Here is a 14920-nt window from a genome sequence, read left to right on the forward strand (position 1 = left end):
CTCATGCCTTTAATCCTGCATGTAGATCCTGCAAGCGACGCACAGTCTTCTCGGGACCGAACTTGAGCGCTTCGCAGATCGCTTCGCCCGCAGCAATGGTCGTGGTGCAGTAGATCTTGTGCTGCAGTGCATTGCGACGAATGGAATAGGAGTCAGCAATCGACTGACGACCTTCGGTGGTGTTGATGATCAGCGTGACTTCGTCATTCTTGATCATGTCGACCACGTGCGGACGCCCCTCGGTCACCTTGTTCACACGACGCACTTTCAGGCCTGCCTCTTCGATCAGCCTGGCAGTACCGGCAGTGGCGACCACTTCGAAGCCCAAGTTGATCAGATCACGGGCCACGCCTGCAACCAGTGGCTTGTCGTCATCACGCACGCTGATGAACGCCGTGCCGCCAGTCGGCAACACTTCGCTGGCGCCCATCTGAGCCTTGGCGAAGGCTTCACCGAAGGTATCGCCCACACCCATCACTTCACCGGTGGACTTCATCTCCGGGCCGAGGATCGGGTCGACGCCAGGGAACTTGGCGAACGGGAAGACCGCCTCTTTCACACTGTAGAAGTTCGGAATGATTTCCTTGGTGAAATTCAGTTCCTTCAGGGTTTTGCCAGCCATGACCCGTGCAGCGATCATCGCCAGGGAAACACCGATGCACTTGGAGACGAACGGCACGGTCCGGGAAGCGCGCGGGTTGACCTCGATGACGTAAATGTCTTCACCCTGCAGGGCCAGTTGCACGTTCATCAGGCCGATGACGCCCAGCTCCAGGGCCATTTTCTTGACCTGATCGCGCATCTCGTCCTGGATGTGCGCCGGCAGCGAGTAAGGCGGCAGCGAGCAAGCGGAGTCACCGGAGTGAACGCCCGCCTGTTCGATGTGCTGCATGATCGCGCCAATCACCACGTCCTTGCCGTCGCTGACCGCGTCCACGTCCATTTCGATGGCGCAGTTGAGGAAGTGATCCAGCAGCACCGGGCTGTCATTGGAGACCTGGACCGCTTCGCGCAGGTAGCGCTTGAGCTCGTCTTCTTGATAGACGATTTCCATCGCACGGCCGCCCAGCACATAGGACGGACGCACCACCAGCGGGTAACCGATCTTGGCGGCGGCACGAATCGCTTCGTCTTCGCTGCGCACGGTAGCGTTTGGCGGCTGGCGCAGGTTCAGGCGCTCGACCATCTGCTGGAAGCGCTCACGGTCTTCGGCGCGGTCGATCGCATCCGGACTGGTGCCGATGATCGGCACGCCGGCGGCTTCAAGGGCGCGCGCCAGTTTCAGCGGGGTCTGGCCGCCGTACTGGACGATCACGCCTTTTGGCTTCTCGACACGAACGATTTCCAGCACGTCTTCCAAGGTCACTGGCTCGAAGTACAGCCGATCGGAAGTGTCGTAGTCGGTGGAGACGGTCTCCGGGTTGCAGTTGACCATGATGGTCTCGTAACCGTCATCGCGCAGGGCCAGTGCCGCGTGTACGCAGCAGTAGTCGAACTCGATGCCCTGGCCGATCCGGTTAGGACCGCCACCCAGGATCATGATCTTGTCGCGAGTCGATGGCGCAGCTTCGCACTCTTCCTCGTACGTGGAGTACAGGTACGCGGTGTCGGTGGCGAACTCGGCCGCGCAAGTGTCGACGCGCTTGTAGACCGGGAACACTTCCAGCTTGTGGCGATGCGCGCGCAAGCTCTTCTCGGTCACACCCAGCAACTTGGCCAGGCGCATGTCGGAGAAGCCTTTGCGCTTGAGGCGGAACATCATGTCGCGGTCGATGCTGGACATGCCCAGGGTCTTGACCCGCTCTTCGTCCTTGATCAGATCTTCGATCTGTACCAGGAACCAAGGGTCGATCATGTTCATGCCGAAGATCTGCTCGACGGTCATGCCGGCACGGAAGGCATCGGCCACGTACCAGATACGCTCGGCGCCCGGCACGGTCAGCTCGCGCTTGAGCACGCCCATGCTTTCCGGGTCGGCCAGGTCCAGCTTCGGATCGAGACCGCAGACGCCCACTTCCAGACCGCGAAGAGCTTTCTGCAGGGATTCCTGGAAGGTCCGGCCGATGGCCATGACTTCACCGACCGACTTCATTTGGGTAGTCAGGCGGGCATCGGCCTTGGCGAACTTCTCGAAGGCAAAACGTGGCAGCTTGGTAACGACATAGTCGATGGACGGTTCGAAGGACGCCGGGGTCTTGCCGCCGGTGATGTCGTTCGACAATTCGTCCAGGGTGTACCCCACGGCCAGCTTGGCAGCGACCTTGGCAATCGGGAAACCGGTGGCCTTGGAAGCCAGGGCCGACGAACGGGATACCCGCGGGTTCATCTCGATGACCACCATGCGACCCGTGTTCGGGCAGATGCCGAACTGGACGTTGGAACCGCCGGTTTCCACGCCGATCTCACGCAGGACCGCCAGGGAGGCGTTACGCAGGATCTGGTATTCCTTGTCGGTCAGGGTCTGGGCTGGTGCGACGGTGATCGAGTCACCCGTGTGCACGCCCATCGGATCGAAGTTCTCGATGGAGCAGACGATGATGCAGTTGTCCTTTTTGTCGCGGACAACTTCCATTTCATATTCTTTCCAGCCGATCAGGGATTCGTCGATCAGCAGTTCCTTGGTCGGCGACAAGTCGAGACCACGGGCGCAGATTTCTTCGAATTCTTCACGGTTGTAGGCGATACCGCCACCGGTGCCGCCCATGGTGAAGGACGGACGGATGATGCACGGGAAGCCGAGGCGCTCCAGGACGGCGTTGGCCTCTTCCATGCTGTGGGCGATGCCCGAACGTGGGCAGTCCAGGCCGATGGATTTCATCGCCTTGTCAAAGCGCGAACGGTCTTCGGCCTTGTCGATGGTGTCGGCGTTGGCGCCGATCATTTCCACACCGAACTTCTCCAGGACGCCTTCGCGCTCCAGGTCCAGGGCGCAGTTCAGCGCAGTCTGGCCACCCATGGTCGGCAGCAGCGCGTCCGGGCGCTCCTTCTCGATGATCTTGGCAACGGTCTGCCACTTGATCGGCTCGATGTAGGTGGCGTCGGCCATGGCTGGGTCGGTCATGATGGTGGCCGGGTTGGAGTTCACCAGGATGACGCGGTAGCCCTCTTCGCGCAGGGCTTTACAGGCCTGGGCGCCGGAGTAGTCGAATTCGCAGGCCTGGCCGATCACGATCGGGCCAGCGCCGAGAATCAGGATGCTTTTTATGTCTGTACGTTTTGGCATGGGTTTGTCACTCAAATCCGCAGGTCAGTCGGCTAGGCCGTCGAACAATCTTTGAAGCGCCCGAAGGGGCCGCCGCGCTCGGGGCCGCCCTCGGGCTTCTCGCGGTCAGCGTCGCTTGGCCATCTCGTTGATGAAGCGATCGAACAGCGGAGCCACATCGTTCGGGCCCGGGCTCGCTTCAGGGTGGCCCTGGAAGCTGAACGCGCTCTTGTCGGTACGCTCGATACCTTGCAGCGTGCCGTCGAACAGCGACTTGTGAATCGCGCGCACGTTGGCCGGCAGGGTGGCTTCGTCCACCGCAAAACCGTGGTTCTGGCTGGTGATCATCACCACGCCGGTGTCCAGGTCCTGCACGGGGTGGTTGGCACCGTGGTGGCCATGACCCATCTTCAAGGTCTGGGCGCCCGAAGCGAGGGCCAGCAGCTGGTGACCGAGGCAGATACCGAATACCGGGATCTCGGTCTCCAGCACGTCCTTGATCGCCTGGATCGCGTAGTCGCAAGGCTCCGGATCACCCGGGCCGTTGGACAGGAACACACCATCGGGCTTGAGGGCCAGGACGTCGGCAGCCGGGGTTTGGGCCGGCACTACGGTGACGCGGCAACCACGCTCGACCAACATGCGCAGGATGTTCAGCTTGACGCCGTAGTCGTAGGCCACCACGTGGTAAGGCAGCTCGCAAGCCTCGATCGTCGCGTGACTGTCGGTCTTCAGGTCCCAGACCGTGGAGCGCCATTCGTACTGCTTCTTGGTGCTGACGACCTTTGCCAGGTCCATGCCCTTGAGGCCAGGGAAGCCCTGGGCAGCGGCGATGGCCGCCTCTTCGGAAATGTTGTCGCCGGCCATGATACAGCCGTTCTGCGCGCCTTTTTCCCGAAGGATGCGGGTCAGGCGACGGGTGTCGATACCGGCGATCGCCACGACATTGTTGGCTTTCAGGTAATCGGACAGGGACATCGTGTTACGCCAGTTGCTCGCTACCAGCGGCAAGTCACGGATGACCAGGCCGGCGGACCAGACACGATCAGACTCGGCGTCTTCCGGCGTGGTGCCGGTGTTGCCGATGTGCGGGTAAGTCAGGGTAACGATTTGTTGGGCGTAGGAAGGATCGGTAAGAATTTCCTGATAGCCGGTCATTGCGGTGTTAAACACCACCTCACCAACGGTCTGACCGTCGGCTCCAATGGCTTCGCCGCGAAAAATGCTGCCATCAGCAAGGGCGAGTATGGCTGGCTTAGTCAAGAAGACCTCCCGTAAATAAAGCCTGAAAGGGCGATCGCAGGTTGTAAAAAAGCGGAGTGACGTATGGACACGTCACCCCGCTTGTTCACTGAATTATTCTGCGCGCTTTTAGTGGACACACTAAAGCTGTAGCTTACAGAAAAAGGCTTTTTTGGTCCACCGCTAATGAGCCTTAAAGGCAGGGGAATGCGACAGGGCGTCGCGAGGCGGTGTAAAACGGGGGCTCAGTATAACCTGAACCCCATACTTAAGGGCATCAACGCAGGTCGAGAACGTCCTGCATGTCGTACAAACCAGGCTCGCGGCCATCCAGCCACAGCGCGGCACGAACGGCACCCTTGGCGAAAGTCATCCGGCTCGACGCCTTGTGGGTGATCTCCAGGCGCTCGCCTTCAGTGGCGAACAGCACGGTGTGGTCGCCCACCACATCACCACCGCGCACAGTGGCGAAACCGATGGTGCTGCGCTCACGGGCACCGGTGTGCCCCTGACGCCCATACACGGCCACTTCCTGCAGGTCACGCCCCAGCGCATCGGCAATCACCTCACCCATGCGCAAAGCCGTTCCCGAAGGCGCGTCGATCTTGTGCCGATGATGCGCCTCGATGATTTCAATATCCGCATCGTCACCCAAGACCCGAGCCGCCATGTCCAGCAGCTTCAGCGACAGGTTCACGCCTACGCTGAAGTTCGCGGCGAACACGATCGGAATATCTTTGCCCGCATCGGCCAGCAACTGCTTTTGCGCGGCATCCAACCCCGTCGTGCCGATCACCATGGCCTTGCCGTGCTTGCGGCAGATCGCAAGGTTTTTCAGCATCACTTCCGGCAGGGTGAAATCGATCAGGACATCGAACTCGTCGAGCACTTTCTCCAGGCCGCCAGACATCGGCACGCCGATACGCCCCAGGGAGGCCAGCTCACCCGCATCGGCACCCACCAGCGTGCTGTCGGGCCGAACGATGGCCGCCGTCAGGCCGGAAAGCGGCGAGCGCTGCTGCACCGCCTCGACCAGCGCCTTCCCCATGCGCCCCGCAGCGCCCATCACAGCTATACGTCGCATGCGAACTCCTTACAGGTCGCCGAAGAAGCGTTTCACGCCTTCGAACCAACCGGTGGTTTTCGGGGAGTGGCTGTTGTCATCCGCCAGCGAGCTGCGAAACTCCTCCAACAGCTCACGCTGACGCCGACCCAGGTTGACCGGCGTCTCCACCGCCACGCGGCACATCAGATCACCCGCACCACCGCCACGCACTGGCGCGACGCCTTTGCCACGGATCCGGAACTGTTTGCCGGTTTGCGTGCCCTCGGGAATTTTCAGCTTGACGCGACCGTCGAGGGTCGGGATCTCAAGCTCACCACCCAAGGCCGCATCGACGAAGCTGATCGGCACTTCGCAGAACAGGTGCTTGCCGTCGCGCTGGAAAATCGCATGCTCGCGCACGTTGATGACCACATACAGGTCGCCAGTCGGGCCGCCCAGGGCGCCCGCCTCGCCTTCGCCGGACAGGCGAATGCGGTCACCGGTGTCAACACCCGCCGGCACTTTGACCGACAGCGTCTTGTACTCTTCGACACGCCCTTCGCCATGGCAGGAGTCGCACGGATCGGAAATGATCTTGCCTTGGCCATGGCAACGCGGGCAGGTCTGCTGCACCGAGAAGAAGCCCTGCTGCATGCGAACCTGGCCGATCCCGCCGCAGGTTGGGCATGTCACGGGCGAAGAACCCTTCTTGGCGCCCGAGCCATCGCACGGCTTGCAATTGACCAGTGTCGGAACACGGATATTGACGGTGGTACCGCGCACCGCCTCTTCCAGGTTCAGCTCCAGCGTGTAGCGCAGATCACTGCCACGCTGGGCGCCGCCACGGGCACCGCCGCGACCGCCACCGAAAAAATCGCTGAACACATCACCGAAAATATCGGAAAAGTTCTGACCGCCGAAACCGGCACCACCGCCACCCATACTTGGATCGACGCCGGCATGACCGTACTGGTCGTAAGCCGCGCGCTTGCTCGAATCGGACAGTACTTCGTAGGCCTCGTTGGCCTCCTTGAACATCTCTTCCGACGCTTTGTCGCCGGGATTACGGTCCGGGTGGTGCTTCATCGCCAGGCGACGATAAGCCTTCTTCAGGTCTGCCTCGCTGGCCCCCCGCTCGACACCCAACACTTCGTAAAAGTCACGCTTTGCCATTAGTCTTTGCACTCTTATAGGACGTCTGGCAAACCTCTCCTGAACCTTGCCAAACTCGTTGAGCCCCAATACAGGCCCGGACCCAACTCACGTCAATTCAACGATCCTGGTCATATATCTTTCAGCCAGGGCCCCGGCCAAAACGCGGCGTCCATCGTCGGAAAGCAGGAGCATTCCCGAACACACCGCCAACACCCGAACACTGTCGCATGCTGTAAAAATTCACTGGTTCCAGACACGCCAACGCGGGAGCAAGCTCCCGCGCGGCGACATCCTACCAGCCACCGCACAAATGCAGTCAACCGGTCGACCAACAAGCGATTACTTGTGGTCTTTCACTTCTTCGAACTCGGCGTCAACGACGTCGTCGGCTTTCTCGGCCGATTCGTCCTGCGCAGCCGCGCCTTCGGCAGGTTGACCCTGTTCGGCGTACATCTTCTGAGCCACTGGCGCGGAGACCTTGGACAGCTCTTCGATCTTGGCCTCGATGGCCGCCTTGTCGTCGCCTTTGACGGCAGCTTCAAGGGCAACCACAGCCGCTTCGATGGCGGTTTTCTCTTCCGCGGTCACTTTCTCGCCAGCATCAGCGATCATTTTGCGAGTCGAGTGCACCAGGGCATCGCCCTGGTTGCGGGCGCTGGCCAGCTCTTCGAACTTGCGGTCTTCCTCGGCGTTGACTTCAGCATCGCGAACCATCTGCTGAATTTCTTCCTCGGACAGACCGGAGTTGGCCTTGATCACGATCGACTGGGTCTTGCCAGTGGCCTTGTCTTTCGCGCCGACGTGCAGGATGCCGTTGGCGTCGATGTCGAAGGTCACTTCGATTTGCGGCACGCCACGTGGCGCCGGTGGAATCTCAGCCAGGTCGAACTTGCCCAGGGACTTGTTCTGGGCAGCCTGCTTGCGCTCACCCTGCAGCACGTGGATGGTCACGGCGCCCTGGTTGTCGTCGGCCGTCGAGAACACTTGGGATTTCTTGGTAGGAATCGTGGTGTTTTTCTCGATCAGCGCGGTCATCACGCCACCCATGGTTTCGATACCCAGGGTCAGCGGGCTGACGTCGAGCAGCAAAACGTCCTTCACGTCGCCGGCCAGAACAGCGCCCTGGATAGCAGCACCCATGGCAACGGCTTCGTCCGGGTTCACGTCCTTACGCGCTTCTTTGCCGAAGAAATCGGTGACCAGTTTCTGAACCAGCGGCATACGGGTCTGACCGCCGACCAGGATCACGTCGTTGATGGCGCCAACGTCGATACCGGCATCCTTCATCGCAATGCGGCAAGGTTCGATGGTGCGCTGAACCAGGTCTTCCACCAACGCTTCGAGCTTGGAACGGGAGATTTTTACGTTCAGGTGCTTAGGACCAGTGGCGTCTGCCGTGATATACGGCAGGTTCACGTCGGTCGACTGGCTCGAGGACAGTTCGATCTTGGCTTTTTCAGCGGCTTCTTTCAGGCGCTGCATGGCCAGCGGGTCACCCTTGAGGTTCATGCCGCTTTCTTTCTTGAACTCGTCGACGAGGTAGTCGATCAGGCGGATGTCGAAGTCTTCACCACCGAGGAACGTGTCACCGTTGGTTGCCAGTACTTCGAACTGGTGCTCGCCGTCGACTTCAGCGATTTCGATCACGGAAACGTCGAAGGTACCGCCACCCAGGTCATAAACGATCACGGTGTGATCGCCCTTGGCCTTGTCCATACCGTAGGCCAGAGCGGCCGCGGTCGGTTCGTTGATGATACGTTTTACGTCGAGGCCCGCGATGCGGCCAGCGTCTTTGGTCGCCTGGCGCTGGCTGTCGTTGAAATAGGCAGGAACAGTAATGACCGCCTCAGTCACCGCTTCGCCGAGGTAATCTTCGGCGGTTTTCTTCATTTTCTTGAGGATTTCAGCCGAAATCTGTGGCGGCGCCATTTTCTGGCCGTTCACTTCAACCCAGGCGTCGCCGTTGTCAGCCTTGGCGATTTTGTAAGGCACCATCTTGATGTCTTTCTGAACGACTTCTTCGTCGAACTTGCGACCGATCAGACGCTTCACCGCGTACAGGGTGTTATGCGGATTGGTCACTGCCTGACGCTTGGCCGACTGGCCAACCAGAATCTCGCCATCATTGGCGTAAGCGATGATCGACGGCGTAGTACGCGCGCCCTCAGCGTTTTCGATGACTTTGGCCTTGCCGTTTTCCAGCACGGAGACGCACGAGTTGGTGGTCCCCAGGTCGATACCGATAATCTTGCCCATGTTCTTAACTCTCCCGAAACTTGGATTTTGTTGCCGCAGCAGTGGTGGCTAACTGCGGTAGCACTTAAACGCTTGACTTATAGATGGGGCCGCCAAGACCGATTTCAAGCCTGCTCATCAATCGAAGGCGAAACCGGCGCTGGCGTCTTGCTGACCACGACCATGGCCGGGCGCAGCAGACGACCGTTAAGCAGATAGCCCTTCTGGAAAACCTTCAGCACACTGTTTGGCTCGACATCAGCACTTTCCTGCATCGCCATGGCCTGGTGGTGCTCGGCGTTGAAGGGCTCACCATGCGGATCAAGGGTTTCGAGCTGATAACGCTTGAGAGTGTCCTGGAACATTTTCAGGGTCAGCTCGATGCCTTCACGCATCGGACGAATGTTTTCGTCATCCGGGTTGGACAGCTCCAGGCCACGCTCCAGGCTGTCGATGATCGGCAGCAGGTCGCCTGCAAAACGCTCCAGGGCGAATTTATGAGCCTTCTCTACATCCTGCTCGGCGCGACGGCGGACATTCTGCAGGTCGGCGGCGACACGCAACGCCTGATCCTGCGCACCGGCCAGTTGCTCCTCGAGCACTTGTACACGTGCCGCCAGGTCTTCACCGGAATCCTGGGAAGCCTGATTGGCGTCTAGATTTTGCGTGTCCTGCGTCTGTTCGTCAGCCATAGATTTCTCCTCTCAACTTCGTCCGCGAGCTCAACTCGCGCTTCTGCCCCGGTATATGGGGCCGGGTTTTGCAGCTTCAAGGGCCATCTGACGAATTGACCTTACAAAAAACCGCTGCATAACCATTCCCCTTAGCGCTAAGAAAATCATCTGTCCACGCAAATCGAGCTAAGCAGGGGCATTGTCAGGCCAAAACAAAACACTGTATAAATAACCAGACCTAAAGCCTGGGAGCGGCCTTATGCTGGTGCACCTGTCCGTACACAACTACGCCATCGTCGAACACCTCGACCTCGAACTTGATCGAGGCATGAGTGTGATCACCGGTGAAACCGGCGCTGGCAAGTCGATCATGCTCGATGCCCTGGGCCTGACGCTGGGCGACCGCGCCGACAGCGGCGTGGTTCGCCCCGGAGCGGATAAAGCCGACATCCTGGCGACGTTCGACTTGCTCGACATCCCCGAGGCCAGTGCCTGGCTGGCCGAACGCGACCTGGACACCGACGGCCTGTGCATCCTGCGCCGGGTCATCACCGCCGAAGGCCGCTCCCGAGGCTACATCAACGGCACGCCCTGCCCCCTGGGCGACCTCAAGGCCCTCGGCGAGCTGCTGATCGACATTCACAGCCAGCACGAACACCAATCCCTGCTCAAGACCGATACCCATCGACGCCTGCTGGATGAATACGCCGGCGCCACGGACCTGGCCCGCCAGGTCCAACTGGCGGCCCAACGCTGGCGCCAGACCCGGCAGGAACTGGATCGTCTTTCCAACTCCGGTGACGAACAGCGTGCTCGTCACCAGTTGTTGAGCTACCAGCTCGAAGAGCTGGAGAACCTGGCCCTGGGTGAAAATGAACTGGAAGAACTGGAGCAGGAACACAAGAACCTGACCAACGCCGAAACCCTGCTGAGCATTTGCCGGCAAGTGGTCGAACAATGCAGCGAGAGCGATTCAGGCAATGTGCTCAACGCACTGACAGCGAGCTTGAACCGGCTCTCCAGCGTGAACAATTCGGTGGGCACCCTGAACGAAGCGACCAACCTGCTGACGAGTGCGCAGATCCAGGTCGAAGAAGCCGTCGGGGAGCTGAATCGGTTCCTCGATCATTTCGATGCCGACCCGGCCCGCCTGCAATACCTGGAAGAGCGCCTGGACTCCATCTATACACTGGCGCGCAAGCACCGCATCCAGCCGACCGATGTTGCCGAACTCCAGCAGCGGCTGCTGGAAGAGCTGGAAACCCTGAACGCCAACGATGAATCCATCGAGCGCCTGGGGGACGAACTGGCTTCTTATGCCCGTCATTACCAGGAAAAGGCCAAGGAGCTCAGTGAACTGCGGCAGCGCGCCGCAACAGGGCTGGCCAGCGCCGTGGAGCAGGAAATCCAGCGCCTGGGCATGCCGGGCGGTCGCTTCACCATAGAATTGCGCCCCAACGCTGGTGCCGAGCTCCAGCCCAATGGCCTGGAGCAAGTGGAACTGCTGGCCAGCGCCAACCCCGGGCAACCGCTCAAGGCCCTGGCCAAAGTCGCCTCCGGCGGCGAGCTGTCACGAATCAGCCTGGCCATCCAGGTGATCACCGCGCAGACCTCTCGCGTGCCGACGCTGGTATTCGACGAAGTGGACGTGGGCATCGGTGGCCCAACCGCGGAAATTGTCGGCCAGTTGCTTCGGCGGCTGGGGGAACGCGGCCAGGTGCTGACGGTGACTCACCTACCCCAGGTCGCCGCCCAGGGACACCAGCATTTATTTGTGCACAAGGTACGTGGCGAAGACGCCACGCGTACCGCCGTGTCCAAGCTCAACAAAAACGAGCGTGTGGAAGAGGTGGCGCGAATGCTCGGAGGTATCGACCTCACTAAGGAATCCCTGGCCCACGCGAAAAAAATGGTCGTTACCGTAAAAACCTGACAAAAACCGCACAGCAAGAAGGCGACCCTAGGGTCGCCTTCTTTCGTTTGGGAGCTGTGGGCTCACACAACGAGCTTACTTCCTCTTGCGCACATGCAAGACGAGATGGTGATCGATCAGCTCGAAGCCATACTTTTCAGCAATTTCTTTTTGCAGCGCTTCGATTTCCGGACTGATGAACTCGATGACCTCACGGGTATCCACGTCCACCATGTGATCGTGGTGCTCCCCGTCAGCCAATTCAAAGACCGCATGACCGCCATCGAAATTATGACGAGCCACAAGACCCGCAGCCTCGAACTGAGTCAGAACACGGTAAACCGTGGCCAGACCGACGTCCTCACCAGCCTCCATAAGCGCCTTATAGACATCTTCAGCACTCATGTGGCGTTGCTCGGCGGAATCGAGCATTTGTAGAATTTTGACCCGTGGCAGGGTCACTTTGAGGCCGGCTTTGCGTAGTTCGCTATTTTCAACCATGGTCAGCTTTCTCGCGATGCTGCTTCGCAGCTTCTCTTAATGCGGGTATGATCGGCGTTTACGTTGTCCCAGCCAAGATAGTGGAAGTCGCCCACCGATGCAAAACACCAAGCTCTTGCTAACCAGTTTCACCTTTGTGGGACTGCTCGCACTCGCCGGTTGTTCATTCCCCGGGGTTTACAAAATCGACATCCAGCAGGGCAATGTCGTCACGCAGGACATGATAGACCAGTTACGCCCGGGAATGACCCGCCGGCAAGTACGGTTTATCATGGGTAACCCCCTGCTGACCGACACGTTCCATGCCGATCGCTGGGATTACCTGTACAGCTTGCAGCCAGGCGGCGGTGAGCGCCAACAGGAACGCATCAGCGTTATCTTTAGCCCCAACGACCAACTCGTCAGCCTGTCAGGCGATTTCATGCCTGGCGTGAGCCGTGACGAGGCCATCCTGGGCAAGGATAGCGACAACACCATGACCGACCCGGCCCAGAATGCCGAACAGCCGAAACCGGAAAAACCGGCCAAGCCAGGTTCGTTGCTGGACCAGATCCAGAAGGACGTGGACCAGGTCGAGACTGTACCAGTCCCGACGCCAGAGCCCCTGGACACCTCGCCGCAATAAATTGCGGCAATAAAAAAACCCGGCATGCCGGGTTTTTTTATTGCCTGTCATTCAAGCCAGGTTATTGCTCCGATTGACGCGCCTGGGCAGCCTTAGCCGCGCGCAAGCGACGAACTTCTTTCGGATCGGCCAACAACGGTCGATAAATCTCTAGTCGATCAGCCGCCTGCACCACCTGGCGCTCCGGATCGGCAACCACTTTGCCAAAAATCCCCACCGGGCAAGTCACCAGGTCCAGCTCCGGAAACACATCGCCAATGCCTGATGCCAGCAGTGCTGCACGAACACTCGAGCCTTCCTGCACCAGGCATGCATGCAAGACCTGGCGCTCCGCCGAGGCATACACCACTTCTACCTCAATCAACGCCTGAGCTCTGCATTCTGCTTGGCCCGCTGGCAGAACGCATCGACCAGGGTATTGGCGGCCTGATTGAACAGCGGCCCCAGCGTCGCCCGCACCAGAGGGCCGGCGTAGTCGAACGACAGGTCCAGGCTGATCTTGCAGGCCTTTTCGCCCAGAGGCTTGAACACCCAGACACCGTGGAGCTGATTGAAAGGCCCTTCTTCCAGATTCATCTCGATGGACTGCCCTGGTACCAGCGTATTGCGCGTGACAAAGCGCTGGCTCAAGCCGCTCTTGGCAATGTTGAGGCTGGCGCGCATATGCGTTTCAGAGCTCTCCAGCACCTCGGCCGATGAGCACCACGGCAGGAACTCCGGGTAGCTCGCCACATCGTTGACCAGGTCATACAGCGCCTGCGCCGGGTAGGGCAGCAAGGCCGAGCGTTGAATATGTGTCGTCATGTAAGCGTCACTTCCACAGCTGGGCGGCAAACACTACAAGAATGCCGATGGGCGCCACGTAGCGCATCAAGAACAGGCTCAAACCAAACAATACTGGACTACGCAGCGACAATTCATCACGCACCGCTTCACGCCCCATGATCCACCCTGCAAATACGACGAAACACAAACCACCCAATGGCAGCATGATCCGTGAGGTGAAGAAATCAATCACGCCGAAGAAATCCAGCCCTCCGGCTGCGCCCCACCGGTAGAGGTGGAAGAGCCCGTCTTCGCTCACGAAAAACTTCGCCTGCTTCCATATATTGAAGGAAAACACCGTACCCAGACCGACAAACCAGCAGGTAAAGGCCAGCCAAAAGGTCACCCAGGCACGACTGAGCCGAGTCCGTTCAACCAGGTAAGCCACCATGGGCTCCAACAGGGAAATGGCCGAGCTCCAGGCCGCAATGGCTACCAGGAGGAAAAATACCACGCCCATCACTTGGCCGAAGGCCATGTTGCCAAAGGCAAAAGGCAGGCTGACAAACATCAGCCCCGGCCCCTCACTGGGGTTCAGGCCGGCGGCGAACACAATCGGAAACAACGCCACTCCCGCCAACAACGATACGAAGGTATCCAACAGCGCGACACCGACAACGGTCCGGGTCAGGGACGCATTCTTGGGCATGTAGGCGCCATAGATCATGATCGAACCGACCCCGACGCTCAGGGAGAAAAACGCATGCCCCATGGCCGGCAGCAGGCCCTCCATGACTTTCTCCGGCTGGAAGTCGAACATGAAATGCACGCCCTCCATGAAATGCCCAGTGGTCATGCTGTAACCCAGCAGCACCAGGATCATCACGAACAGCAACGGCATCATGATCCGCAGGCTGCGTTCAAGCCCGGCCACCACGCCCCGGGCAATCACCACCGCCGAGAGCACCATGAAAATCGTGTGCCAGAGGGTCAGCCTCCAGGGATCGGCAATCACATTGCCAAAGTAGGCGCCTACCTGATCAGGCGTCACACCCTGAAAATCCCCACGCCCCATGTCGATGATGTAATCCAGCGACCAACCACCGACCACGCTATAGAAAGACAGGATCAACAGCGCCGTGATCATCCCGGCGAAGGCACCCCACGACCACTTGGCCGAATGCCCTGCTTCCACCGCCAGCACCTTCAGGGCATTGGCCGGGCTTTGCCGGGCCCGACGACCGATCAGGGTTTCGGCCAGCATGACCGGCGCGCCGATCAACGCAATGCACGCCAGGAACATCAGTACGAAGGCACCGCCACCGTAGACGCCGACCATGTAGGGGAATTTCCAGATACTGCCCAGCCCCACCGCCGAACCGGTTGCAGCGAATATAAAGACCCAGCGGCTAGCCCAACTGCCGTGGACAGAAACCTTGTCTGTCGACATCGTGATCACGCCCAAGCATTCAAAAAAGAGGCCGCATTGTCCGGGATTCACTCAACGTGCTCAAGCACGCTGCTTCACCGTAGCCGACACGCACGCAACTGCCTATAATGCCGC

General features: G+C 59.7%; 12 protein-coding genes. 2 read left to right on the forward strand and 10 right to left on the reverse strand.

Going from position 1 to position 14920, the window contains the following annotated elements; translation table 11 throughout:
* Nucleotide 1: 1 nt before the first annotated feature.
* The 6 genes from carB to grpE form a co-directional block, all read right to left on the reverse strand.
* Nucleotides 2-3223 carry a carbamoyl-phosphate synthase large subunit gene (carB, locus tag AACY42_RS10630; RefSeq protein ID WP_339479158.1) on the reverse strand — a complete coding sequence of 1074 codons (3222 nt, stop codon included), beginning with the start codon at nucleotides 3221-3223 and terminating at the stop codon, nucleotides 2-4.
* A 105-nt stretch (nucleotides 3224-3328) separates the two neighbouring features.
* A complete protein-coding gene (gene carA, locus AACY42_RS10635) occupies nucleotides 3329-4465 on the reverse strand; it encodes a glutamine-hydrolyzing carbamoyl-phosphate synthase small subunit (protein ID WP_339479159.1) in 1137 nt (378 codons plus the stop codon).
* Between the two features lie 256 nt (nucleotides 4466-4721).
* On the reverse strand, nucleotides 4722-5528 hold the full coding sequence (gene dapB / locus AACY42_RS10640) for a 4-hydroxy-tetrahydrodipicolinate reductase (RefSeq protein ID WP_003197696.1): 807 nt from the start codon (nucleotides 5526-5528) through the stop codon (nucleotides 4722-4724).
* Between the two features lie 9 nt (nucleotides 5529-5537).
* Nucleotides 5538-6662, reverse strand: a complete 1125-nt coding sequence (dnaJ, locus tag AACY42_RS10645; RefSeq protein ID WP_339479161.1) for a molecular chaperone DnaJ — start codon at nucleotides 6660-6662, stop codon at nucleotides 5538-5540.
* A gap of 321 nt (nucleotides 6663-6983) precedes the next feature.
* On the reverse strand, nucleotides 6984-8900 hold the full coding sequence (gene dnaK, locus AACY42_RS10650) for a molecular chaperone DnaK (RefSeq protein ID WP_339479162.1): 1917 nt from the start codon (nucleotides 8898-8900) through the stop codon (nucleotides 6984-6986).
* A gap of 104 nt (nucleotides 8901-9004) precedes the next feature.
* On the reverse strand, nucleotides 9005-9571 hold the full coding sequence (grpE, locus tag AACY42_RS10655) for a nucleotide exchange factor GrpE (protein WP_013692249.1): 567 nt from the start codon (nucleotides 9569-9571) through the stop codon (nucleotides 9005-9007).
* A gap of 241 nt (nucleotides 9572-9812) precedes the next feature.
* Here grpE and recN point away from each other — a divergent pair, with 241 nt between their 5' ends.
* Nucleotides 9813-11486, forward strand: a complete 1674-nt coding sequence (gene recN, locus AACY42_RS10660; protein WP_339479164.1) for a DNA repair protein RecN — start codon at nucleotides 9813-9815, stop codon at nucleotides 11484-11486.
* Nucleotides 11487-11561: 75 nt separating this feature from the next.
* Here the strand turns inward: recN and fur are convergent, their stop codons facing one another.
* Nucleotides 11562-11966 (reverse strand): ferric iron uptake transcriptional regulator, encoded by a 405-nt coding sequence (fur, locus tag AACY42_RS10665; protein ID WP_230150441.1) that lies wholly within the window; start codon nucleotides 11964-11966, stop codon nucleotides 11562-11564.
* Nucleotides 11967-12063: 97 nt separating this feature from the next.
* Between fur and AACY42_RS10670 the strand changes: the two genes are divergently transcribed.
* On the forward strand, nucleotides 12064-12591 hold the full coding sequence (locus AACY42_RS10670) for an outer membrane protein assembly factor BamE (protein WP_339479168.1): 528 nt from the start codon (nucleotides 12064-12066) through the stop codon (nucleotides 12589-12591).
* Between the two features lie 61 nt (nucleotides 12592-12652).
* Here AACY42_RS10670 and AACY42_RS10675 read toward each other — a convergent pair whose 3' ends face one another.
* Genes AACY42_RS10675 through AACY42_RS10685 form a run of 3 tightly spaced genes read right to left on the reverse strand, consistent with a single transcriptional unit; the run spans nucleotide 12653 to nucleotide 14806 of the window.
* Nucleotides 12653-12955: an RnfH family protein gene (locus tag AACY42_RS10675; protein ID WP_339479169.1), complete on the reverse strand. Its 303-nt coding sequence runs from the start codon at nucleotides 12953-12955 to the stop codon at nucleotides 12653-12655.
* Nucleotides 12952-13395, reverse strand: coding sequence for a type II toxin-antitoxin system RatA family toxin (locus AACY42_RS10680; protein ID WP_339479170.1), 444 nt, complete (start codon nucleotides 13393-13395; stop codon nucleotides 12952-12954). Before AACY42_RS10680 ends, AACY42_RS10675 begins: the two co-directional genes overlap by 4 nt.
* Before the next feature lie 7 nt (nucleotides 13396-13402).
* Nucleotides 13403-14806: a sodium-dependent transporter gene (locus AACY42_RS10685; RefSeq protein WP_339479171.1), complete on the reverse strand. Its 1404-nt coding sequence runs from the start codon at nucleotides 14804-14806 to the stop codon at nucleotides 13403-13405.
* Nucleotides 14807-14920: the final 114 nt, after the last annotated feature.

The sequence above is a fragment of the Pseudomonas sp. RL_5y_Pfl2_73 genome (assembly GCF_963970515.1).
Taxonomy (GTDB): Bacteria; Pseudomonadota; Gammaproteobacteria; order Pseudomonadales; family Pseudomonadaceae; genus Aquipseudomonas.

Bases quoted from the DNA above. Each gene is read 5' to 3' on its own strand.
- dnaJ (WP_339479161.1), bottom strand. From the start codon at position 6,662: ATGGCAAAGCGTGACTTTTACGAAGTGTTGGGTGTCGAGCGGGGGGCC.
- AACY42_RS10670 (WP_339479168.1), top strand. From the start codon at position 12,064: ATGCAAAACACCAAGCTCTTGCTAACCAGTTTCACCTTTGTGGGACTG.
- dnaK (WP_339479162.1), bottom strand. From the start codon at position 8,900: ATGGGCAAGATTATCGGTATCGACCTGGGGACCACCAACTCGTGCGTC.
- dapB (WP_003197696.1), bottom strand. From the start codon at position 5,528: ATGCGACGTATAGCTGTGATGGGCGCTGCGGGGCGCATGGGGAAGGCG.
- fur (WP_230150441.1), bottom strand. From the start codon at position 11,966: ATGGTTGAAAATAGCGAACTACGCAAAGCCGGCCTCAAAGTGACCCTG.
- recN (WP_339479164.1), top strand. From the start codon at position 9,813: ATGCTGGTGCACCTGTCCGTACACAACTACGCCATCGTCGAACACCTC.
- grpE (WP_013692249.1), bottom strand. From the start codon at position 9,571: ATGGCTGACGAACAGACGCAGGACACGCAAAATCTAGACGCCAATCAG.
- carB (WP_339479158.1), bottom strand. From the start codon at position 3,223: ATGCCAAAACGTACAGACATAAAAAGCATCCTGATTCTCGGCGCTGGC.
- AACY42_RS10680 (WP_339479170.1), bottom strand. From the start codon at position 13,395: ATGACGACACATATTCAACGCTCGGCCTTGCTGCCCTACCCGGCGCAG.
- AACY42_RS10685 (WP_339479171.1), bottom strand. From the start codon at position 14,806: ATGTCGACAGACAAGGTTTCTGTCCACGGCAGTTGGGCTAGCCGCTGG.